The 21,402-nt window shown below is 66.0% G+C and carries 17 protein-coding genes and 1 pseudogene; 3 read left to right on the forward strand and 15 right to left on the reverse strand.

Annotation, left to right across the window (positions count from 1 at the left end; translation table 11 throughout):
- The first annotated feature begins 49 nt into the window (after positions 1-49).
- Complete coding sequence (locus AB9K34_RS00595; protein WP_369952546.1) at positions 50-1,060, forward strand: IS481 family transposase; 1,011 nt, start codon at positions 50-52, stop codon at positions 1,058-1,060.
- A gap of 1 nt (position 1,061) precedes the next feature.
- On the opposite strand, the gene AB9K34_RS00600 is transcribed toward AB9K34_RS00595, so the two are convergent.
- The 11 genes from AB9K34_RS00600 to AB9K34_RS00650 all read right to left on the reverse strand — a co-directional run bounded on the left by AB9K34_RS00600 (position 1,062) and on the right by AB9K34_RS00650 (position 15,860).
- Positions 1,062-1,862, reverse strand: a complete 801-nt coding sequence (locus AB9K34_RS00600; RefSeq protein ID WP_369952547.1) for an enoyl-CoA hydratase/isomerase family protein — start codon at positions 1,860-1,862, stop codon at positions 1,062-1,064.
- Positions 1,863-1,884: 22 nt separating this feature from the next.
- A complete protein-coding gene (locus tag AB9K34_RS00605) occupies positions 1,885-3,408 on the reverse strand; it encodes an AMP-binding protein (RefSeq protein ID WP_369952548.1) in 1,524 nt (507 codons plus the stop codon).
- Entirely contained in the window at positions 3,401-3,907 is a 507-nt protein-coding gene (locus AB9K34_RS00610) for a (2Fe-2S)-binding protein (protein ID WP_369952549.1), read from the reverse strand. The genes AB9K34_RS00605 and AB9K34_RS00610 overlap by 8 nt, the downstream gene beginning before the upstream one ends.
- Entirely contained in the window at positions 3,904-4,734 is an 831-nt protein-coding gene (locus AB9K34_RS00615; protein WP_369952550.1) for a xanthine dehydrogenase family protein subunit M, read from the reverse strand. Before AB9K34_RS00615 ends, AB9K34_RS00610 begins: the two co-directional genes overlap by 4 nt.
- Positions 4,731-7,661, reverse strand: a complete 2,931-nt coding sequence (locus AB9K34_RS00620; RefSeq protein ID WP_369952551.1) for a molybdopterin cofactor-binding domain-containing protein — start codon at positions 7,659-7,661, stop codon at positions 4,731-4,733. Before AB9K34_RS00620 ends, AB9K34_RS00615 begins: the two co-directional genes overlap by 4 nt.
- A gap of 2 nt (positions 7,662-7,663) precedes the next feature.
- Positions 7,664-9,136 carry an aldehyde dehydrogenase family protein gene (locus AB9K34_RS00625; protein WP_369952552.1) on the reverse strand — a complete coding sequence of 491 codons (1,473 nt, stop codon included), beginning with the start codon at positions 9,134-9,136 and terminating at the stop codon, positions 7,664-7,666.
- Positions 9,126-11,033 carry a TRAP transporter permease gene (locus tag AB9K34_RS00630; protein ID WP_369952553.1) on the reverse strand — a complete coding sequence of 636 codons (1,908 nt, stop codon included), beginning with the start codon at positions 11,031-11,033 and terminating at the stop codon, positions 9,126-9,128. Before AB9K34_RS00630 ends, AB9K34_RS00625 begins: the two co-directional genes overlap by 11 nt.
- A 58-nt stretch (positions 11,034-11,091) precedes the next feature.
- On the reverse strand, positions 11,092-12,087 hold the full coding sequence (locus tag AB9K34_RS00635; RefSeq protein WP_369952554.1) for a TAXI family TRAP transporter solute-binding subunit: 996 nt from the start codon (positions 12,085-12,087) through the stop codon (positions 11,092-11,094).
- A 77-nt stretch (positions 12,088-12,164) separates the two neighbouring features.
- On the reverse strand, positions 12,165-13,172 hold the full coding sequence (locus tag AB9K34_RS00640) for a TAXI family TRAP transporter solute-binding subunit (RefSeq protein ID WP_369952555.1): 1,008 nt from the start codon (positions 13,170-13,172) through the stop codon (positions 12,165-12,167).
- A gap of 53 nt (positions 13,173-13,225) precedes the next feature.
- The gene (locus tag AB9K34_RS00645) at positions 13,226-14,431 is read right to left on the reverse strand and encodes a mandelate racemase/muconate lactonizing enzyme family protein (RefSeq protein ID WP_369952556.1); all 1,206 of its coding nucleotides are present in this window, start codon (positions 14,429-14,431) and stop codon (positions 13,226-13,228) included.
- Complete coding sequence (locus AB9K34_RS00650; RefSeq protein ID WP_369952557.1) at positions 14,424-15,860, reverse strand: UbiD family decarboxylase; 1,437 nt, start codon at positions 15,858-15,860, stop codon at positions 14,424-14,426. The genes AB9K34_RS00645 and AB9K34_RS00650 overlap by 8 nt, the downstream gene beginning before the upstream one ends.
- 129 nt (positions 15,861-15,989) lie before the next feature.
- Here AB9K34_RS00650 and AB9K34_RS00655 point away from each other — a divergent pair, with 129 nt between their 5' ends.
- Together AB9K34_RS00655 and AB9K34_RS00660 are read left to right on the forward strand one after the other, a co-directional pair.
- Positions 15,990-16,922, forward strand: a complete 933-nt coding sequence (locus AB9K34_RS00655; protein WP_369952558.1) for a LysR family transcriptional regulator — start codon at positions 15,990-15,992, stop codon at positions 16,920-16,922.
- Between the two features lie 84 nt (positions 16,923-17,006).
- Positions 17,007-17,579, forward strand: a complete 573-nt coding sequence (locus tag AB9K34_RS00660) for a UbiX family flavin prenyltransferase (RefSeq protein ID WP_369952559.1) — start codon at positions 17,007-17,009, stop codon at positions 17,577-17,579.
- Between the two features lie 9 nt (positions 17,580-17,588).
- Here the strand turns inward: AB9K34_RS00660 and AB9K34_RS00665 are convergent, their stop codons facing one another.
- The 4 genes and pseudogenes from AB9K34_RS00665 to AB9K34_RS00680 form a co-directional block, all read right to left on the reverse strand.
- Entirely contained in the window at positions 17,589-18,110 is a 522-nt protein-coding gene (locus tag AB9K34_RS00665) for a TIGR02444 family protein (RefSeq protein ID WP_369952560.1), read from the reverse strand.
- Entirely contained in the window at positions 18,094-19,305 is a 1,212-nt protein-coding gene (locus tag AB9K34_RS00670) for an alpha-hydroxy-acid oxidizing protein (RefSeq protein WP_369952561.1), read from the reverse strand. The genes AB9K34_RS00665 and AB9K34_RS00670 overlap by 17 nt, the downstream gene beginning before the upstream one ends.
- 11 nt (positions 19,306-19,316) lie before the next feature.
- Positions 19,317-21,017 (reverse strand): thiamine pyrophosphate-requiring protein, encoded by a 1,701-nt coding sequence (locus AB9K34_RS00675; protein WP_369952562.1) that lies wholly within the window; start codon positions 21,015-21,017, stop codon positions 19,317-19,319.
- Positions 21,018-21,207: 190 nt separating this feature from the next.
- Positions 21,208-21,402, reverse strand: a pseudogene (locus AB9K34_RS00680) (DDE-type integrase/transposase/recombinase); the annotation flags it as partial.

Here is a 21,402-nt window from a genome sequence, read left to right on the forward strand (position 1 = left end):
TGTTTGATCCCACGGTTTAATGGTGTGATCCTTTCGCAGGAATGGAAGGATGCCTTGTGGGACAAGTTCGCCACGGAAGCGCCACGTACTGTCCCCCGGCAGGCGAATTGCAAAGCAAATCTGCCGAGAGGGCACGCACGCCGTCAGAGCAGCAATACAGCGATCGCAAGCTTCGCTCGCGACGCTGAGCCGGGAGCTGGGGATCAATCCAAAGACGGTTGCGAAGTGGCGTAAACGGCAGACGGTCGATGATCTCAAGACAGGGCCAAAGGAGCCACGCTCAACGGTCCTCACGGAGGCTGAGGAGGCGGCCATCGTCGCGTTTCGGCGCCACACGCTGCTGCCGCTTGATGACTGCCTCTATGCCCTTCAGCCGTCCATCCCGCACCTGACACGCTCAGCGCTACACCGCTGTCTACAGCGGCATGGCATCTCACGCCTGCCTGACGTCGAGGGCGACAGGCCGGAGCGGTCGAAGTTCAAACGCTACCCGATCGGCTTCTTCCACATAGACATCGCCGAAGTGCAGACTGCTGAAGGAAAGCTCTTCCTGTTCGTTGGCATCGACCGCACGAGCAAGTTTGCCGTGACCCAGCTCGTCGGGAAGACTGACAGGAAGACGGCCTGGGAGTTCCTGCAACACATGCTCGAAGCCGTGCCATATCAGGTTCACACCGTCCTCACTGACAACGGTATTCAGTTCGCTGAGCAGCCTAGGAACCGGAACACTGCTTATTCTCGGCCCATGCGTTTCGACATGATCTGTGAGGCCAACGGGATTGAGCACCGGCTGACCAAGCCCAACCATCCCTGGACCAATGGACAGGTCGAACGGATAGACCGAACGATCAAGGAGGCCACCGTCAAACGCTTCCACTACGACAGCCATGATCAGCTGCGAATGCACCTCACGGACTTCATGGCAGCATACAACTTCGCGCGACGGCTCAAGACCCTCAACGGGCTCACACCTTACGAGTACATCTGCAAGATCTGGACTTCAGAGCCGGACAGATTCATCTTGAACCCGATCCACCAAATGCCGGGACTGAACACATAGGTCAGCTGCCGCCGAACTTCGGCGCGCGTTTCTCGTGGAAAGCCAACACGCCTTCGCGGAAGTCATCAGACTGGCGCAAGCGCGAGTAGTTGTAGCCCTCGATCTCGATGGCGGTCTGCAGGTGGCAATCCTCGGTCTGGTTCAGCATCTTCTTCGCGGTGCGCTGCGCGATCGGCGAGAAGGCCAGAAGCTCCTGCGCCAGCTTGTCGGTAGCCGCCTCGAGCTGGTCATCAGGATGGATTTCGGTGGCGATGCCCCAGTCGTGGGCCTCTTCACCGGAAATCCGACGCGAGCGCATTACGATATCCTTGGTTCGGGTGATGCCGACGATCTTCTGCAGACGCGCAGAGCCGCCCGATCCGGGGATCTGGCCCAGCTTCTGCTCGGGGAGTGCATAGCGCGTCGTCGGGGTCACGAGGCGGAAATCGCAGGCAAGCGAAATCTCGAAACCCACGCCGAAGGTGTAGCCGCGGTTCGCCACGATCACCGGCTTCTCGCAGCGCGCGGGCGCGGCGATGTTGTCCGCCAGCTTCGAGACGTGCTCGGGGCTCGCCTCGAGGAAGCCCTTGATGTACCCGCCCGACGAGAAATGCTCGCCGATGGCGCGCAGGACGATGACACGCACGCGCGGATCCGCGTCAAGCGCTTCGAAGGCGGCGCGCAGCTCGTCGCGCTGGCCCATCGAGATCGTGTTGTACTCGCCGCGGTCAAGAATGATGTCGCCACGCTGGCGTGCCTCGTCTACCTCGACGGTGAAGCCGTCAAAGCTCGTGCCGGACAGGTCGCTGAATTGCTGGTTCATGGGGTTTCTCCTTGCGATGTGTTTAGCTGGCCTGCGACTCTGGGCAGGTCTCGGTCTTGGTGTAGTCTCCCGCGACGAGCTTGCGGCGCAGCAGCTTGCCGACGGGAGATTTGGGAAGTTCGGTGACAAATACGATACGGCGCGGCCGCTTGTGGCTGGGCAGCCCGGCGCGGGCATGTGCCTCGATCCGCTCGGCGGTCATGCCGGGCGTGGGTTCGACGAAAGCGGCGACGATCTGGCCCCAGCGCTCGTCCAGCAGCCCGACCACAGCGACATCGCCGATCCCGTCGAGCAGCGACAGGTAGCTTTCGACCTCGACGGGCGAGACGTTCTCGCCACCGGTGATGATCATGTCATCCGTGCGCCCGGTGACGAAGAGATCGCCATCGGCATCGAAGCGCCCCATGTCGCCGGTGAAATACCAGCCGCCGTGCAGCGACTTGGCGTCACCGTCCGGGCGGTTCCAGTAGCCTTCGAAGGCCTCGTCGCCAGCCAGATCGGCAATGATCTCGCCCTCCTGCCCCGCCGGGCAGAGTGCGTCGGGATCCTTTGCAGCCGGATCGACGATGCGGATGCGCTGGTTGAGCGCGGCGCGGCCCGCCGAGCCGGGCTTCGACGGCGCGTTCTGGTGGATGGTGAAGGTATAGACCTCGGATGAGCCGTAGTGGTTGACGAAAAGGTCTGGCTGAAAGGTCTGTTCCAGCCGCTTCAGCAGCCCGTCCGACATCGACGCCCCGGCGAAGCCGAGCAGCCGCACCGAACTAATGTCGGTCTTCGGCAACTCGGGAGACTCCAGCATGGCGTGATAAAGCGTCGGCACCAGATAGAGGCAACTCACCCCTTCGGTGGCGATCAGCCGCAACGCCTCGGCCACGTCAAAGCGGCGCAGGCAGATGAAGCTGCCGCCGATAAGGCTCATCGCCAGCAGCGAGCGCACGCCCATCGTATGATAGAGCGGCATGACCCCGAGCGTGACCTCCCCGTGGCGGTAGGTGTTCTGCGCCACATGCGCCACCGCCGCGGCGCGCTCGGCGCGGTGCCGACGCGGCACCCCCTTTGGCCTGCCGGTTGTGCCCGAGGTGTAGAGCATCAGCGAGATATCCTCGGGGCCGGACGCGGTTCTTGGCAGCGGCGCTGCGGGCATGGCGGCGATGTCCAACACTTCGATATCGAAGCAGGTGATACCCGCCGCCGCGGCCGCTTCCTGCGCCCCCGACTCCGACACCGGCTCACACAGCAGCAGTCGGGCGGCGCTATCGGACAGGACGTAGCCCAATTCCTCGGAGGTGGCGCGCCAGTTGATCGGTGTAACGATGGCGCCGGTGAATTGACAGGCCCAGTGCAGGGTCGCCGCCTCCCAACTGTTCTGCAGCGCCGTGACCACATGGTCACCGCGGCCGATCCCCTGTGCTGTCAACCAGCCGGCCAGCGCGCCGATGCGGCCTGACCAGTCGACATAGCTCAGCCGCGTGTCGCCATCCACGATGGCGATGCGGCTACCGTCGCGCTCGACGCTGGCCTGAAAACTGGTCGCGAGATCAAACATGTACTCCTCCTCTGAGTTCCTCCGCCGCCTCGAGCGCGGCGGCAATGATCGGGGCGTAGCCGGTACACCGGCACAGATGACCGCCCACGACATCCTCGATGCGGTCGCGGTTGGCCTCGGGCTCGTCGCGCAGAAGAGTATCGAGCGACATCAGGATGCCGGCGGTACAGAAGCCGCATTGCAGGGCATGGTGGCGGCGGAAGGCGGCCTGCAGAACCGACAGCTGGTCTGGCGCAGGAGAGAGCCCCTCGACCGTGTCGATCTCGGCGCCTTCCGCCTGTATCGCCAGCATCAGGCAAGACCGCGCCATGACACCGTCGACGCGCACCGTACAGGCCCCACAGACGCCATGCTCGCACCCCACATGGGTGCCGGTGGCGCCCAACTCGTGGCGCAGGAAGTCGCTGAGGAGCAGGCGCGGGCTGGCCCTGCCCTCGACCTCGCGCCCGTTCAGAGTCAGGCGGATGAGCGTGGTTTCGTTCTTGTTCAGTCGGGTCATTCTGCAATCCCCTGCCGTGCGGTGTCGATGGCACGCCGCCCGAGGCCACGCACCAGATCGCGGCGCATCCGCGCATCGGCTTGCACGTCGTCGCGGGCACCAAGGCTCCAGGCGCAGGCGTTCAGGGCATCGTCGAGCGCACTGCCCGCAAGGGCGTCCCAGTGCATCACGACGGGCGTGTCTCCCACGCCCCCGACGCCGAGAGTGATGCTGTCCGCGGTAACCTTTGCGGCGCAGGCGACCACGGCGAAATCGCCGTGACGCCGGCCATATTCGGCAAAGCCGTAGCCTTCGCCGGGCCGGGCCTGCGGCAGGCGCAGCGCGGTCAGCATCTCGTCGTTGCGACGGCCGGTCATCATCATGCCGATGTGGAAATCGCCGCTGCCCACCCGCCGCGACTTGCGACGGGTCGACAGCACGATCTCGCCTCCGAGCACCGCGAGGCAAAGCGGGATCTCGGCCGAGGGATCGGCATGGGCGACCGAGCCGCAGACGGTGCCGCGGGCGCGGGTCTGGGCATGGCCGACCCAGGGCAGGGCCTTGGCGAAGAGGGGCAGCGCCTCGGCAAGGCCGCTCCAGCCGAGCAGCCGCGCCTGACTGACACCCGCCTCGATCTCGACGCTGTCGCCCTGTGCGCGGATCTGCGCGCTGCGCCCCAGCCGGGAGGTGTCGACCAGGATCGACGGCGTCGCCAGCCGCATGTTGAGCATCGGCAGCAGGGACTGCCCGCCGGCCAGAATGCGTGCCGCATCGCCATGCTCGGAGAGGGCGGCCAGTGCCTCCTCGCAGGTCTCGGCGCGGATGTAGTCGAAGGGGGCCGGTTTCATGAGCGCCTCCAGAACATGAGCCAGTCGAACAGACCGGATTTCGCCGGACCGCCGCCGGTCTGGGAGGCCAGCGCGCGGAAGAACTGGCCGATCACCACTTTGGCGGCACCGTCGAGCATGCGCCCGCCCACGGCAGCGACCTTGCCGCCCACCTGCGCCTCGTAGTCATAGCGCATGCGGGTGCCGCCTCCGGGGGTTTCTTCCAGCATCACCCGGCCCGCGCCCTCGCCCGATCCGAGTGCCCCGCGCGCGCCGCCCGAAAGCGTGGCGCACTGCGGCTCCACAAGGTCGCTGAGCTTGACGTCGACGGTGTAGCGCCCCTTCACCGGCCCCACGCCCAGCGTGACGTCGGCGCGGAAATGCGTGTCGGTGATCTTCTTCACCGCATGGCAGCCGGGCACAATGCGCTCCAGCGTCTCGGGATCGAGCAGCGTGTTCCAGACCGTCTGTCGGGGGGCGTCGATCTCGACCTCCCCCGCACCGCTGAGCCCCCGCCCCGATGTAGCGGCGGCGGGTTTCATTCCTTCGGGCGCCGCCGCTTCATCATCCGTAAAGACGGCGCGCAGCCGCGCGGGGGTCATCGGCAGGGTCAGGATCCCCGCCCCCAGCGCATCGGAGGCGGCGTTGGCGAGACAAACCGGCGTCGACATGCAATTGCCCTCGCCCACCCCCTTGGCGCCGAGTGGCGTGAAGGGCGACGGGGTCTCGAGGTGGTGGATCTCGGGCGCGGGCACCTCGGCCACGGTGGGCACTAGGTAATCCGCGAAGGTGCCGGTCAGGAAGGCGCCGCCCGAGTTATAGGCATATTCCTCGTAGAGAGCCGCGCCGATGGCATTGGCATAGCCGCCCCGGATCTGGCCGTCTACCATGCCCTGATGCAGGATGCGTCCGCAGTCGTGCACGGTCACATAACGGTCGATGCGCAGGGCACCGGTCAGCCGGTCGATCTCGACCCCGCAGAAGTCGAAGATGAACCCGTGACAGAGCGAGCTGTTCACCCGGTCGGCCTCGTCCGGCGCCTCGAGCTGCGGCGGTGTCCAGTAGACGGTTTCGCGCAGAGCCTGCTCAGCGCCGTCGGGCACGGTGCCCGGCGCCCAGTGGCTTGTCGCCGCGAGCCGGGCAAAGGGGATGGGTTTGGCGCCCTTGGCGGATACCATGCCGTCGGCGAATTGCACCTCGTCCGGGGACACGCCCAGAAGCGGTGCGGCGATGGCGGCCAGACGGACGCGCATGCGCGTCGCCGCCAGCTTGCCGGTGCCCGCGACGGCGGCGGCAAACCGCGAGGAATAGTTGCCCGACGCAATGGACCAGGCATCCTTGCCGGTGTCGAGATCGGTGCGCACCTGCACCGCCTCTGCCGGAAGGCCCAGCACCTCGCCGACGACACCGGCCAGCACGGTACGGTGCCCCTGACCCTGCGGCGCCGAGGCGACATGCACGCTGACCGACCCCAGCGGATCGAGCGCGATGGTCGCGGTCGCCTGCGCGCCGTTCTTGGGGCCGGATTTCGCACGTTCCTCCCTGGTCAGAACGGTCGAGACATAGCCCATGTTGGACACCGACGGCTCGACCACCACGGCATAGCCCACACCGTAGAGCCGGCCCTCGGCCTGCGCCGCTTTGCGGCGGTCGAGCAGCTCGGCAAGCCCTGCATCGCGGCGCCCGATCTCCAGCGCCTGCTGGTAATCGCCGCTGTCATAAAGCGCGCCCGAGGCGGTGCGGTAGGGAAACGCATCGGCCGGGATCAGGTTGCGCGCGATCACGTCGAGCGGGTCCAGATCCAGCGTCGCGGCGATTCTCTGCATCAGCCGTTCCAGCGCGAAATAGACCTGCGGCCCGCCAAAGCCGCGCACAAGGCCCGTCGGGGTCTTGTTCGTCACCACCACGCGGTTGCGGATGCTGAGATTCTGGATGTCATAGGCGCCGCACATGTTGCCATGCATCCGGTAGAGCGTCGCGGGTTCGGGCGCACGGATATAGGCGCCCACGTCTTCAAGCTGGTCCCAGTCGAGCGCCGTGACCCGGCCATGGGCATCCACCGCCGCGGCCAGCGTGGTTTCGCGGTTGGTGGCGGAGACCGAGGCGGTGAGATGTTCGAGCCGGTCCTCGACCCATTTGACCGGCGCGCCGGCGACGCGCGCGGCCACGGAGGCCAGCACGATATAAGGGAAGATCCCCTGCTTGACCCCGTAGCTGCCGCCAGAGGCGGGCGGCGTGCGCAGGCGCAGCCGGTTGCCCGGCACCTGAAGCGCGCGGGCGATCACCGAATGGATCGAGAACGGGCCCTGAAAATTCGCCGTGACGTCGAACGCCTGCTCAAACGGGTCATAGGCCGCGATGAGCCCATAGCACTCGATGGGCGTCACCGCATTGCGCGGGTAGCTGACCGAAATCTCGACCCGGTGCGCGGCCTCCGCAAAGGCGGCCTCGGGATCGCCGTAGCGATAGCTCCGCTCGGAGACGAGGTTGCTGCCGACGCTGTCGTGCAGCACCGTCGCGCCGCCGAGCGCATCGCGGGGGGCAACGACAGCTGGCAGCTTGTCGTAGTGCACGTCGATGACCGCCAGTGCGTCCTCGGCGATGTAGCGCGAGCGCGCCACCACCAGCACTACCGGCTCGCCGACATAGCGGACCCGGTCCTGCGCGATGGGCCAGCACTCCATCGGCAAGCGCACGCCCACCATGAGCGGGCGTGTCAGCGCCGCCACATCCGCGCCGGTCAGTACCGCCACCACACCCGGCAGGGCGCGGGCGGCCGCGGTGTCCAGCGCGGTGATCAGCGCATGAGCCTCGGATGCGCGCAGGATCGCGAGATGCAGGCAGTTTCCCGGCTCGGGCAGATCGTCCATGAACTGCGCGCGTCCGGTCAGCAATGCCGCGTCTTCGACCCGCTCGGGCGAGCGGAGGGGGTTGGGTCGTACCGTCATGCTCAGGCCGCTCCGATCACGCCCACGTCCTGATAGACATGCTTGAGTTCGCAGAAATCCAGCAGCGCGTCATGGCCGTGCAGGCGCCCCAGCCCCGAGCGGCGGTAGCCGCCGGTTTCGGCCTCGGCAAAGAGCTTGTTGTGGTCGTTGATCCAAACCGTGCCGTTGCGCAGCGCGCGGGCCAGCCGCCAGGCGGTGTCGGTCTGGCGGGTCCAGACCGAGGCCGACAGGCCGTAGACCGTGTTGTTGGCCTTGGCGACGGCCTCCGCCTCCGAGCCGAAGGACTCCAGCACCAGCAGCGGGCCGAAGATCTCTTCCTGCACGAAGCCGGCGTTGTCGTCGCGATGGGCCACAAGCGACGGCGTCATGAAGGCGCTGCCCTGAGGGCCCTGCCCAACAGCACCACGCAGGACAACCTCGTCGACGGCATCGAAGGTGGCCTCGATCTCGGTCCAGACCCGGTCGCGCGACCCTGCGTCGATTAGCGGCCCCATGGTGACACCGGCATCCAGACCGTTGCCGATGGTTTCTGCGGCAAGCGCCTGCGACAGCGCCGATTTCATCGTGTCGTAATGCCGTTCATGCACCAGAACCCGGCGCGCGGCGGTGCATTGCTGGCCCGAGATGATCAGCGCGGCAGCGGCCAGTTTCGGCGCGATCGCGGCAACGTCGGCATCCTCCATAACGAGGCAGCAGGACTTGCCCCCCAGCTCGAGCGAGAGCTTCTTCATGGTCGGCGCGGCGGCGGCCATGATGCGCTGGCCCACCAGGTTGGAGCCGGTGAAGCTCACCACGTCCACATCCTCGTGGGTGGTCATCAGCTCGGCGATCTCGTGGCCGGTCTCGAAAAGAAGGTTGACGACGCCGGCGGGTACCTCGGGATCGGCGATCAACGGCGCCATGCAGCGCGCGGTGAACAGCGCGGTCTGCGGCGCGGGCTTGGTGATCGTGGTGCAGCCGACCGCCAGCGCGGGTGCCAGCGACCGGATCAGCAGCACGGCGGGTGCGTTCCACGGGATGATCAGCGACGCGACGCCCGAAGGTTCGCGCATCATCACCGAAATCTCGCCCGGCGCCACTTCCAGCGAGTGGCCAGGGTTGTGCCGGCAGAGACCCGCATAATAGCGGATCTCCGAGATGGCGGCGCCGATTTCGCCGCGCGCCTGCACCAGCGGCTTGCCGTTGGTCCGCGTGAGCAGCTCGGCCAGAGCCTCGGTGTCGCGCTCCATCGCATCAGCCCAGCGAAGCAGGACCATCTGTCGCAGCCGCGGCGCCTGCGGCCAGAGCGTGGTGTCGAAGGCCCGCCGGGCGGCGGCGATGGCCGCCTCGGCCTCGGCACGCCCCCCCGCGGGGAAGCGGCCGACGATCTCGCCGGTGGCGGGGTTCACCGACAGCGCCTCGCTGCCGGCATCGACGGGCTGGCCGGCGATGCTGTGCGTGGCGGCGTAGCGGGGATGGCTCAGATCATTTGACAACTTGTAGTCCTTCCTTGGGCAGAGTGGGCGCCTGCTTGTAGGCGCGGCTGTCGACGACCACGTCCTCGGGACGGCGCGACTGGATCACCAGCAGGCCGCCGAAGACAGCGAGGCCGACAAGGTCCGTGAGCAGGTACGGCACGATCAGCATCACCGCTGCGGAAAACGCGACCAGCCGCTCGATCCGGGTGCTGCGGCGCAGGTGCATCCCGACCACCGAGCCTGCGAGGGCATAGACCCCCAGCATCGACGAGACGCTGACAAGCGCGATCTCGTACCATGCCCCGTTCATCACCAGCGCCGGGTTGTAGACGAAGGCGAAAGGTACGATGAACCCGGGCAGCGTCAGCTTGAACGCGGTGAGGCCGGTCTTGGTGCTGTCCGTCTTGGCCAGCGCCGCCGCTGCGTAGGAGGCCAGCGCCACGGGTGGCGTGACAAAGCTGAGCAGCGCGAAATACAGGATGAAGAGGTGGATCGACAGCACGTAGATCCCCAGCTGCGACAGGGCCGGCGCCATCAGGATCGCCACCATGATATAGGCCGACACCGTGGGCATCCCCATCCCGAGGATGATGCAGGCGACCATCACCGCCAGCAGCGACAGCAGCATGGACCCGTCCGCAAGCGACAGCACGAAGCTGGTGAACTTGAGGCCGATCCCGGTCTGCACGATGATTCCGATGATCAGCCCGGCGGTGGCGCAGGGGATCGCCACGACGATGATCGCATAGGCCGATTGTTCCAGCCCTCTGAGCATGGCCATCGGCCCGATGCGGGTTTCCTTGGTGATCATACTCGCGGCGATGGCGGCGACAAAGGCATAGATCGCCGACATCATCAGGGACGAACCATTGATCATCATGTCCACCAGCACGACCAGCGGGGCCAGCAGGTGCAGGCGGCGGAAGATGCCCTTGCGGATGTCGGGCAGCTCGCCCCTGGGGATGCCGCGCAGACCGTCCTTCTTGGCCGTCAGGTCGACCGCGAAGAGTATCGCAAGGTAGTAGAGCAGCGCCGGAATGGCCGCACCCGAAAGGATGGTGACGTAGTCGAGGCCGGTCAGCTCGACCATCACGAAGGCCGCAGCCCCCATGATCGGCGGCATCAGCTGCCCGCCAGTGGACGAGGCCGCCTCGACCGCCGCCGAGAAATGCGGCTTGTAGCCGAAGCGGCGCATGAGCGGGATGGTGAAGGTGCCGGTCCCGACCACGTTGGCCACTGCCGAGCCATTGATCGACCCCATCAGCCCCGAAGCGATGACCGCGCTCTTGGCCGGGCCGCCACGGGTGCGTCCGGTGAGCGCAAAGGCCAGGTCGATGAACAGCTGCCCGCCGCCAGAAAGTTCAAGGAAGGTGGCGAAGAGGATGAAATAGAAAATGTAGGACACCACCGCACCGATCGGGATACCGAAGATGCCGTTGTTGGAAAGCACCTCGATATCGACAAAGCGCGACATGGTCATGCCCGAGTGGCCGATGCCGGTGGGTAGGTACTGGCCGAGAAAGCCATAGGCGACGAACAGGCTGGCAATGACGAACAGCCCCATGCCCGCGACCCGGCGCGTCGCCTCGAGCAGCGTGACCAGAAGCGCCATGCCCGCGACGACGTCCCATTGAGTCGGACGGTCGACAAAGGCGATGCGCGTGATGTAGCGCTCGTGGTTGGCGGTCAGGTAGATGACCCAGGCCAGCGTCACCGCGACCCAGGCAAGGTCGATGGCAAGCCCCGTCGTGGTGCGCGGCTCGACGTTGCGCCCGAATACAAGCAGGCAGATCGCGCCCAGGATCAGGATGTAGTGCATGTGCAGCGGCAATGGCTGCATCACCACGCTGTAGAGTTGCAGCATCGTGATCGCGAGAGCGATCGCGCGCATGGCTGTATTCAATGCCTTGTCCATTGACGGTCCTCCGGCAGCCCCGGGCTGCCCTCATTTCTGATGGGTGCGATCGGCGGGCTTACAGCAGCCCGGCCTCGCGGTAGTAGCGTTCTGCGCCAGGATGCAGCTGCAGGCCTCCGTTGCCCGCCGTGCTCGCGGCGCGGGCCGGATCGAACTCCGCCAGTCCCGGATGTGCGGATCTCAGGGTCTCTGCGCCCTCGCAGATCGCCCGGGTGAGCGCGTAGGCCACATCCACCGACATGCGTTTCGAGACGATGACGGAGGTGGGATAGCCGACCGATGCGATGGCGCTGTCGACGCCTTCGTATTCCCCGGCGTCGATGCTGAGCCCGTCGCTGAGACCATATGTTTCGGCGATGAAGGCGCGCTGTTCGGCCCCCATCTCGAGAAAATCAACCGCGCCGCCAAGCGACAGCTCCAGCACGGCGGGGTGCTTGAAACCAACATTGTGGATCAGCAGGTCGGCCTGCCCATCGCGCATCTGCTGGATGGCCACCGGCAGGTCTATATGGGTGACGCGCCCGCCTGCGGCCTCGACCGCAGCGTAATCAAGCCCGTAGGCCTCGAGCGCGAGCCGCGCCAGCAGTTCTCCGGCGGAGCCGCGCGCGGTCGTGACCAGCCGCACGGGCCTGCCCTCGGCGATCTCGGCAAGGCTGCCCACGCGCGCGTCGCGGCGAGCGACGATGGCCAGACGGTGCGGCGCGGCAAGGTTGCCGACAAGGCCGCGCAAATCGGTCATTGGCTCGGCAAAGCCAAGACGGCCCGCGTGAGCCCAATTCGACAGGGCGGCGAAGCTCAGCGCGAGATCCGCATCGCCATTGTGGACGATGTGTGGGTTGCCGATGCCCCCCTGATAGGCGAGCACCTCGAAACCCGTGCCTTCGGGAAAGGCCTTCTTCACGGCGTCGGCGATCGCGACGGCGTAGACGTACCAGCTTGAGCCGACGTTGAAGCTTGCCATGCGAAGCTGAACCGTATCGGACAGCCCTTGTGCACGCAGCGCGGACGGCACTGCAACGGCGGCCATCAGGCCTTTCAGGAATTGACGTCTCATGCAGGCTCCTCCCCTGGTGTCGGTGGTCCGCTGCGCGCGCCGTTCCTCCCCGAACGCGCGCAGCGGTATGTTCGGGATCAGTTGGCCAGACCGGTCCCTTCGAAGTAGCGTTGCGCGCCGGGGTGCAGGGGCACATTGCCGTTGCGCAGCGCCTCGCCCGCCTTGGCCGGATCAAAGGTGGCCAGCGAGGCATGGGCCTCGCGGATGCGCTCGGGGTTTTCGCAGACGGCCTTGACGATGGCATAGGCCACGTCGTCCTCCATCGCAGCATTGGCGATCACGCCGGTGGGATAGCCGACCGACGGCACATCCTCGGTCACGCCTTCGAACTCGCCCACCTCGATCGCAAGGCCCGGCTGCAGCCCGTACTGATCCGCAAGCGCCTGCATCTGCTCGTCGCCAAGCGCGATGAACTTGACCTTGCCGCCAAGCGCCAGCTCCATCACGTCGGGCTGACGGTAGCCGATATTGTGAATGAAGACGTCGGCCTGACCGTCGCGCATCTGCTGGATGGCCACAGGCAGATCGACGTTGGAGACCCGGCCACCGGTCTTTTGCACGGCCTCGTAGTCAAGGCCGTAGGCCTCCAGCGCCATGCGTGCCAGTGCCTCGCCGGCGCCGCCGCGCTGCACGGTGACAAGACGCGCGCCGGTGGTCTTGAGATCGGCAAGCGAGTCGATCCCCGAGTCGGTACGCACGACGATGCCAAGCCGGTGCGGACGGTTCAGACCGCCGAACAGCGCCCGGATATCCGGCGCCGTCTCGTCGAACACGACCTTACCGTTATAGGCCCAGTTGGACAGTGCCGAAAAGCTCAGGCCCATGTCGGCCTCGCCCCGGTTCACAAGGATCGGATTGCCGACACCGCCCTGATAGGGCAGCACCTCGACGCGCGAGCCGTCGGGCAGGTTTTCCTGCACCAGCTCGGCGATGGCAGTGGCATAAATATACCAGCTACCACCGACATTGAACGACGCGATCTTCAGGCTGACCGGCGACGTGGTCGCGCTCAGCGGCACGCCCGCGAGGCTGCCGACCATCATGGCCGCGCCACCTGCGATGATCGTTCTGCGATTGAATTTCATGATTTCCTCCCTTGAAATCTCGGACATTGACCGGTCCGAGGACGGTGTTCTGCTCAATCCCGTCGATAGGCAGAGCCCGGAATTGACGGGTGTTCCCTTATGAAATCCTCGTCGACCTCGACGCCGAGCCCCGGCGCATCGCCGGCACGGAAGCAGCCGTCCGCCCCGATCTCCGGCGCCCCCGACACCAGCGCATCGCGCAGCGGGTTGAAACGCGAGACATCGGCCTCCAGCCAGCCGCCCCCCTCGATGGCGGACAGGAAATGCAGCGTCGCGGCGGCATTGAGCGCCGTCATCGAGGCATGTGGATGCACATCAAGCCCGTGCGCCAGCGCCATGCCGGCGATGCGCAGACCCTCGGTGATGCCCCCGGCCTTCGACAGGTCGGGCTGGATCTCTGTCACCGAACCCGCGGCGATAAGCTGCGCGAATTCCTGACGTGAAAAAAGGTTCTCTCCGGCTGCAAGAGGCACGGTGGCGTAGCGCGCGGCATCGGCGTAGCGGCGGCTCTCTTGCGGCATGAACGGTTCTTCCAGCCAGCGGATGCCGAGATCCGACAGATGCGTCATGACCTGCCGCACGTCACGCGGGCTGTAGAGCGAGTTGGCGTCGCACATGATGGCGACCTCGGGGCCGAGCGCGTCGCGCAGCGCGCGCAGCCGGGCGAGGTCACGCTGTGGACTATCGCCGATGCGCTGCTTGATGGCGCGGTATCCCCGAGCCACAAGCCCACGGGCCTCCTCGGCCAGCGCCTCGGGATCATCCCACCCCAGCGCGACCCCCCCAGCATAGGCCGCTATCGGCTTCGGCGCGCCCCCAAGCAGCCGGCAGAGCGGCCAGCCTGCGGCGCGGGCGCGCAAGTCCCAGAGCGCCATGTCGATGCCCGAGATCGCCAGCGCGGCGGCGCCAGAGCTGCCCTGCGTTAGCTGCAGCGCGCGGGCCATGTGCCGGTTGAGCGCGACCACGTCGCCGCCATCCATGCTCACCAGCCCTTCGGCCAGCGTGTCGTTGATCATCGCCGCGATGGCGGTCGGCGCGCGACCGTGATGCGCCTCGCCCCAGCCGGTGAGCCCGTCGGCGCTGCGCACCCGCACCACAACCGCGTCGCGCTTGATCGTGCGCCCGACGCCAAGCGTAACCTGCGCATGGTCTGGCAGCGGCACCGACACCGCGAAAGCGGTGATCTCGGCCAGCTGCAGCGCACCGCGCGGCGCGGTGGCAAGCCGGTTCTCGTGCTCTGGAGAGAGCAGATCAGTCATCGCAGACATCCCATTCAGGCACGCTGTCGTCGAGCACCGCGTCGAGGTCAATATCTGCCTCACCGGGCACGCTTATGCGCTTGAAACTGAACTCCGGTGCGTCGAGCGGCACTGTGGCATCAAGCCCCATCTTGGCGCCGTAGCCCTCATCGGTGGAGGGGTCGAGTTTGGATCCCTGCGTGCCGCCAATCACCACCAAATCGCGGTCAGCCTGAAAGCGCGTAGCAACAGCCCATTCGACCATCTCGGCGTTATAGATATCGACGTCCTTGTTCACCACCACCACATGCTTGATGTCATAGTGGGCAGCGAACGCGGCCATGATGACGTTCTTTGCTTCACCTGGTTGACGCGGCGCCAACTGGACATAGAGGTGATACCGGTAGGTGCCGCCGGGCGCGAGGTGCACATTTGTGACGCTCGGGAACATGCCCTGCATGGTGTTGAGGATCGTCGCCTCGCGCGGTATGCCGCCAAGGATAAGATGTTCCAGTCCGCCGCCGACGATGGTGTGGAACAGCGGCTGACGGCGCGTGGTCACCGCGTCGATCTCGATAACGTGGCGGTCCGCGCGTGGGCCGTAGTACTGCGGGAACTCGCCAAAGGGCCCCTCGGGACGCATGGTGTTGGCCAGCAGCCGGCCCTCGATGATGATCTCGCTCTGCGCCGGCACGAAAATGTTCTTGCCGATGCAGCGCACCACGTCCAGCGGCGCGCCGCCAAGCGCTCCGGCGATCTCCAGTTCATCCACGTGGATCGGAACGATCGCCTGCGACGCCAAAAGACAGGCGGGCGACGCGCCGACAACCACGGCGACCTCGAGATCCTCGCCCGCCTCCTCGGCGGCGGCAAAGTAGCTCAGCGTATGGCGCGGCAGCAGCAGAGCGCCAAGTTCGCGCGGGCCGGAAACCTGCAGCCGGTGGATCGAGACGTTCTGGATGCCGGTGCGCGGATCGCGGCAGATCATCAGACCCGCAGTGATATAGGGCCCGCTGTCGTGCTCGTTGTGGGTTGGGATCGGCAGCAGCCGGGTCAGGTCGACGGCGTCGCCCTCGTAGGTGACGTCTTGGCACCGCCCGCGCGGAACCTCGCACCAGGGAAGCGGCTTTGCGACAGCGGCCTGAAACTCGGACAGCAGATCTTCGGGGGCTATCCCCAGCGCCTCGGCCATCCATTCGCGGCGCGACAGCAGCCCCGAGATCACCGTGCCGCCCTCTGCTCCCTCAGGAGACGGGGCGACCAGCGCCTTGCTGCCGTCGAGGCGGTTGGCAAGCCCGGCGACACCGAAGCGCAGCGGCATGCCGGGCTTGGCGGTGGCCAGCCGGTCGCTTGCATGAAGGCGGATCAGCCAATCGCGCAGGTCCATGTCGCGGCGGGCTTGCGAGGCCGCAGCGGCGTGTACACCGCGCTTGTCGTCGTAAGCGTTCATTCTGATCCTCCCGTTGAGAGGCACGCTACGAAGAGACCGCGATACATTCTAGTAATATCGAATGATTGGAGGTATAGCGCATCACTATGCCAAAGGAGGCCAATGGCAGAAACAGAGAGGAGCGCAACAATGGAACTGCGGCAGCTGCAATATTTCACGGTTGTCTACGAAGAGGGTTCGGTCACCCGCGCCTCGCAGCGGCTCAACGTCGTGCAACCAGCCCTGAGCCAGCAGATTTCCAAGCTCGAAGAGGAACTCGGTCTCCAGCTCTTTGTCCGCACACCAAAGGGCATGGTGGCAACGGAACAGGGCGACGAAGCCTACCGGATGTTCAGCGGCGTGCTGCGCGATCTGCGCGCTGCCTGCCAAAAGCTCGAAGAGGATGACGGGCAGATCCGGGGCACCGTCACGCTCGGCGTAGTCACATCGGTGGCCAACAACGCGCTGGTCGACACGCTGCTCGGCTTTCATCAGAAATATCCCGATGTGCACGTGCGCGCGACTGGGGGCTATACCGACGAACTGAATGAGCTGCTGCGCTCGGGGCAGCTCGATCTCATCGTGATCAACTTGCCGACCCAAGCCCGCCGCCAGCATATGACCGACATCATCTGCGAAGACCTTGCGCTCATCGGGGCCGCAGGCACCCCGCTGCCGCTGCCGACGCCGGTCGACATCAAAAGCCTCAACGCGCTCAAGCTGGTGATCCCGTCCCCACGCCACGGCTTGCGCGCGATCATGGATCACGCCGCCATGGCCTCGGGCGTCACGCTCGAGCCGCGGATGGAGTTCGATGACCTCAAACCGATCGAGGATTTCATCGCCCATTCAGATTTCTTCACCCTGCTACCGCCGCTTGCGGTCAGTCGCGCGCTACGTGCCGGGCAGCTGAAGGCCTATCCGATCACCCCGACGATTCCGCGGCGGCTGGTGTGCATCACTGCGCCCGACCGGCCGCTGTCGCGGGCTGCAGAGTTGCTGATCGGTGAGCTGCGCGAGAGGATGATCGACTTCTCCTACGACGTATCTGTCTCTCTTGAGGGCGATGTCTCCAAGGTATAGCGCAGCACGATACCCCCTATCAGGCCAACGATCTTGTCCGGCGGGGCTCCCGATTGGCAGTCTGCGCTCCGGGAGGACTGTGTCATGGCCAAGAACAACCGGCTGATTGTCGGCATTTCCGGTGCGTCCGGTGTCATCTACGGCATAAAGCTGCTGCAGATGCTGCGCGATCATCCGGTCGAGACGCATCTCGTCATGTCACGCTCTGCCGAGATCACCGTCGCACATGAAACCTGCTGGAAGATCGCCGACATCCACGCGCTGGCCGACCGCTGGTACAAGCAGGAGGATATCGGTGCGTCGATCTCCAGCGGGTCATTCCACACGCTGGGCATGGTCGTCGCGCCCTGTTCGGTGCGCTCGGCCTCGGAGATCGCGAATGGCGTCACCTCGACGCTGCTGACCCGCGCCGCCGACGTGGTTCTGAAAGAGCGCCGCCGCCTCGTGCTGATGGTGCGCGAGACGCCGCTGCATCTGGGACATCTGCGCACGCTGACCACCCTCGCCGAGATCGGCGCGATCATAGCCCCGCCGGTGCCGGCCTTCTACGCACGCCCCGAAACGCTGGACGAGATGGTCGGCCACACGCTGGGCCGGGTGATGGATATGTTCGCCATCGAGACCGGGACGGTCAAACGCTGGAAAGACGACGCCTGAGCAGCGCCGTCAGAGGCAGAGCGCCACCAGCGCGGCGCGCGTTTTAGCCTTTCCGGCGCCCTGAGGCGCAAGAGCTGAAAACCTGTCGAGATTGGCAGCCATCGCGGCGGCGGGGTCTGGATCGGCGGCGTAGCTTTCAGGATGCATGGAAACCCGGTCCTCGAACAGCGCATAGAGCATGTCCTGCTCAAGCCTTTCCGCCGCGATCTCCCATTTCTGGATTCCTGCGCGCAGCGTTTCGCGCGGGCCGTCCGGGCAGACCTGCCAGCCCTTGAGCCGTCGGCGCACCTCCCGCAACGGCCGTACGACCTCGGTGTGCCATTCGGCGACAGCTTCGGCAAAGCGCGCCGCCTCATCCGCACTGATGCGCCGCCCCTCGGACCCCAGCCAGAGCCCGAAGAGCAGTAAATTCACGTCGGCGCCGGTCTCTTCCTGGATCGCGAGACACAGCGGCGGTATCTCCGCTTGGCCATAGCGGCCAAGTGAGAAGCGCCAGAAGCGGTGCGCGCCGGGATCAGGCTGCATAGGCATCGCGGTGCCGGATTGTGACATTGGACAGATCGGCAACGCTCCACGCCCCGGACTGCGCCATGGTGACGGCAAACTCTTCGCGGATCAGCCCGGCGAAATGGCTGCCGCCGTCGTCTCCCAGCGCTGCCAGCGCGTATAAGAAGGCGCGACCGCAGAAGGCTGCCTCGGCCCCAAGCGACAACGCCCGCGCCACATCAAGCCCGGAGCGCACGCCGCTGTCGAACAGAAGCGTCGCCCTCCCATCCACCCGGTCGCGGATCCGAGGCAACACGTCGGCGGGGCTGGGCGCCGCATCCGACTGCCGCCCGCCATGGTTCGACACAATGATGCCGTCCGCACCCGCGTTCACCGCTGCGGCGGCATCATCGGGATGCAGCACGCCCTTGACGATCAGCGCACCGTCCCACGCCTTGCGCATTCGGGCGATCTCCTCCCAAGAGAAGCTGCCGATCAGTTCCTTTTGGACAAAGCCCGCCACCCGATCGAGCGTTGGCTTGCCGTCGACGTAGCGGTCGATGTTGGCGAATTTCGACGCGCCATGGCGCAGCAGCGCCAAAGTCCAGGCCGGCGAGGTCGCCACCTCCCAGACGGTGCGCGGCGTTGGGCGAAACGGCACGACGAGCCGGTTGTGCAGATCGCGCGGGCGCTTGGCGCGCACCGGCGCGTCAAGTGTGGCGACGATCGCCGTCACACCCGCCGCCTTGGCGCGGGCGATCATGTCGAAGGTCACGCGGTGATCATCGCGCGGGAAGCCGTAAAGCTGCAGCCATGTATTGCCGCCAGCCACTTTGGCCACCTCCTCCAGCGTGGAATTGGCCAGCGTGCCGGTGATATAGGGGATCTCTCCCGCCTTGGCGGCCCGCGCCAGCGACATGGTCGCCCCCGGCCAGATCAGCGCGTCCATGCCCGTGGGGGCGATGCCGATCGGGGCACTGTAGCCGCGCCCGAACAATCTTGCCTTGGTGTCGGCCTTGCGCAAATCGCCGTAGCGCGGGACGATCTCGATGGCGTCGAGCGCGCGGCGGTTTACCTCGACGCCCCAGTCGGCGCCGGTGCCACCCTGCACAAAATCGAAGGCGAACTTGGGAACGCGGCGCCGGGCGCGTTCCTCGAGGAATTCATAGGTCGGTGCGGCATAGGTCATCTGTGCCGCGCGACCGCTGCGGGACCCGGGTCCCCAAGCGGATTTAGCCATGATTGCCTCCGTCAGTAGTCGCAGAGGATATTTACCAGCGCCTGCTGGCCCGCCCGGGTCGCCGCCAGTGCCTTTTCGAGCGCAGGACGCAGGTCATCGACGGTCTCGACGCGCAGGCCCAGCCCCTCGGCCCCGGCAAGGCTTTCGAAGGCCGGTGTCGGGCTGAGGTCGGCCAGCATCCGCCCGCCGCCGCGCGACGAGTGTCCCTCGGGGTACATCGCGAGCGTCGAGTTGCGCACCGCCCCGTGCAGCGCATTGTTAAAGATGATGGTCAGCACCGGCAGCCCCTGCGCCTGCGCCACCCAATGGCTCGCGGTGGGATTGGTGAAGATATAGGCGCCGTCGCCCATGGTGCAGATCACGTCCCGCTCGGGCTGCGCCAGCTTGATCCCCAGCGCCGCGCCCAGACCCCAGCCGAGGCCCCCCGCCGGCGAGAGACCAAAGTAACTGCCCGGCTCAGTCCGGACGCAATGTTCGACCCGCAGGGGGTATTCGTTGACGATGGCGGCCTCGGGCGGGGCGATCTCGCCAATCACGCGGCTAATGTATTCCGGCGTCAGGCTCTCCTGCGGCGCCCCCTTGGCGCGGATGTCCTCGCGGGCCTTTGCGATGCGCGCAGCCAGCGCTTCGCGGCGGGTCTCGGCGCGGGGCATTGTCGGCCCGAGGATGTCCAGCAGCCCCTCGATCATATCCGCCGGGCGGCCGGCCACCGACATGTCGGAGCGGAAACTGCGCATTGGATAGCGCGCATACACCGGGTCCTCGCCCACATGCACGATCTTAGCCCCTGCCGGCGGCTCTGCCAGCTGCGGCACCCAGGGCACATCGCAGTCGAGCACAAGGATGAAATCGGCCTCGCGCACCCAGGGCATCGGATCGTGGCCCGCCTCGAACGGGTGCTCGGACGAAATCGAGACGAAGCGCTGGTGATAGCTCGTCACCGGCACCGCATAGCGTTCGGCCAGTTCAGAGAGCGCGCGGAAGGCGCGGGCATCGCGCCCGGCGTTCGCGGTGACGATCAGGGGGCGTTCGGCCTCCTGCAACATTGCTGCAATGCGCTCGAGCGTGGCGCGGGGGACGGTCGGCGCCTCAACCGGCGGGCGGGGGGCGATGGCCTCTTCGCTGCGCGTATCCTCGGCGGCCAGCACATCGCGCGGCAGCGTCAGGTAGACCGGCCCCCGGGGAGAGGAAGCGGCCACCTCGAGTGCGCGGTTGACGACATCGCGCACCTGATCTGCAAGGTGCAGCTCGTAGTCCCACTTCACCGTCTCGCGGATCATTCCGGCTTGGTCGAACATTTCCTGCGCCCAATGAATGTATCGCGTGCGGGTCCCGAGATGGCCCTTCTCGGAAAACGGCGAGCGCCCCGCCATAAGCAGCATCGGCACCTGTTCACGGCTGGCACCGAGAACGGCGTTGATGGTGTTGGCGGTGCCCACGTTCACATGCACCATGACCGCCTGCATCCGCCCGGTGGCCAGATAGACGCCATGCGCCATCGCGACGGCAGTGTTCTCGTGCGGGACCACGACAGGCTTGGGCAGCGCGCGCCCCTCTACCTCTGCCTTGCAATAGGCCTCGACGAGGGGAGGGAAATCCGTGCCACCATTCGCAAAGAGAAAATCGATGCCTGCGGCCTGAAGCTGCGCGAGCAGGGTGTCAGCCGCAGAGGCCTCGGTGGTCGCCACGGCGCCGGACAGATGTTGATTCATGGATGGTCCTCCTCGTGCATGATAAATGACGGTCGTCGGCGTAAGGATCAAATTGTTATTGGCTCAGGATGCTATAGCGTTTCGTGATAGACTGCCACGATCGCTCCGCAATTCATGTGAAGCAATTGCCACCAAGGCGTGCCCGGTTCGACGGCTCGGCACTGTAAAGTTAACGGGATCGGCTCGAAATAGGGGCTTGGCCTTGCTGCTTTAGCAGCTTGCGTATCAGGCGCAGAGCTGCCCTCTTGTTGCGCCGGGATTGGACCAGAACGTCCAGCACGAAGCCGTCCTGATCGACCGCCCGCCACAGCCAATTTTTGCGCCCTCTGATCGAGACGACAACTTCCTCCAGATGCCACTTGTCGCCAAGTTTGCCAGCCGATCG

Source organism: Sedimentitalea sp. XS_ASV28, from assembly GCF_041224545.1.
Taxonomy (GTDB): Bacteria; Pseudomonadota; Alphaproteobacteria; order Rhodobacterales; family Rhodobacteraceae; genus Sedimentitalea.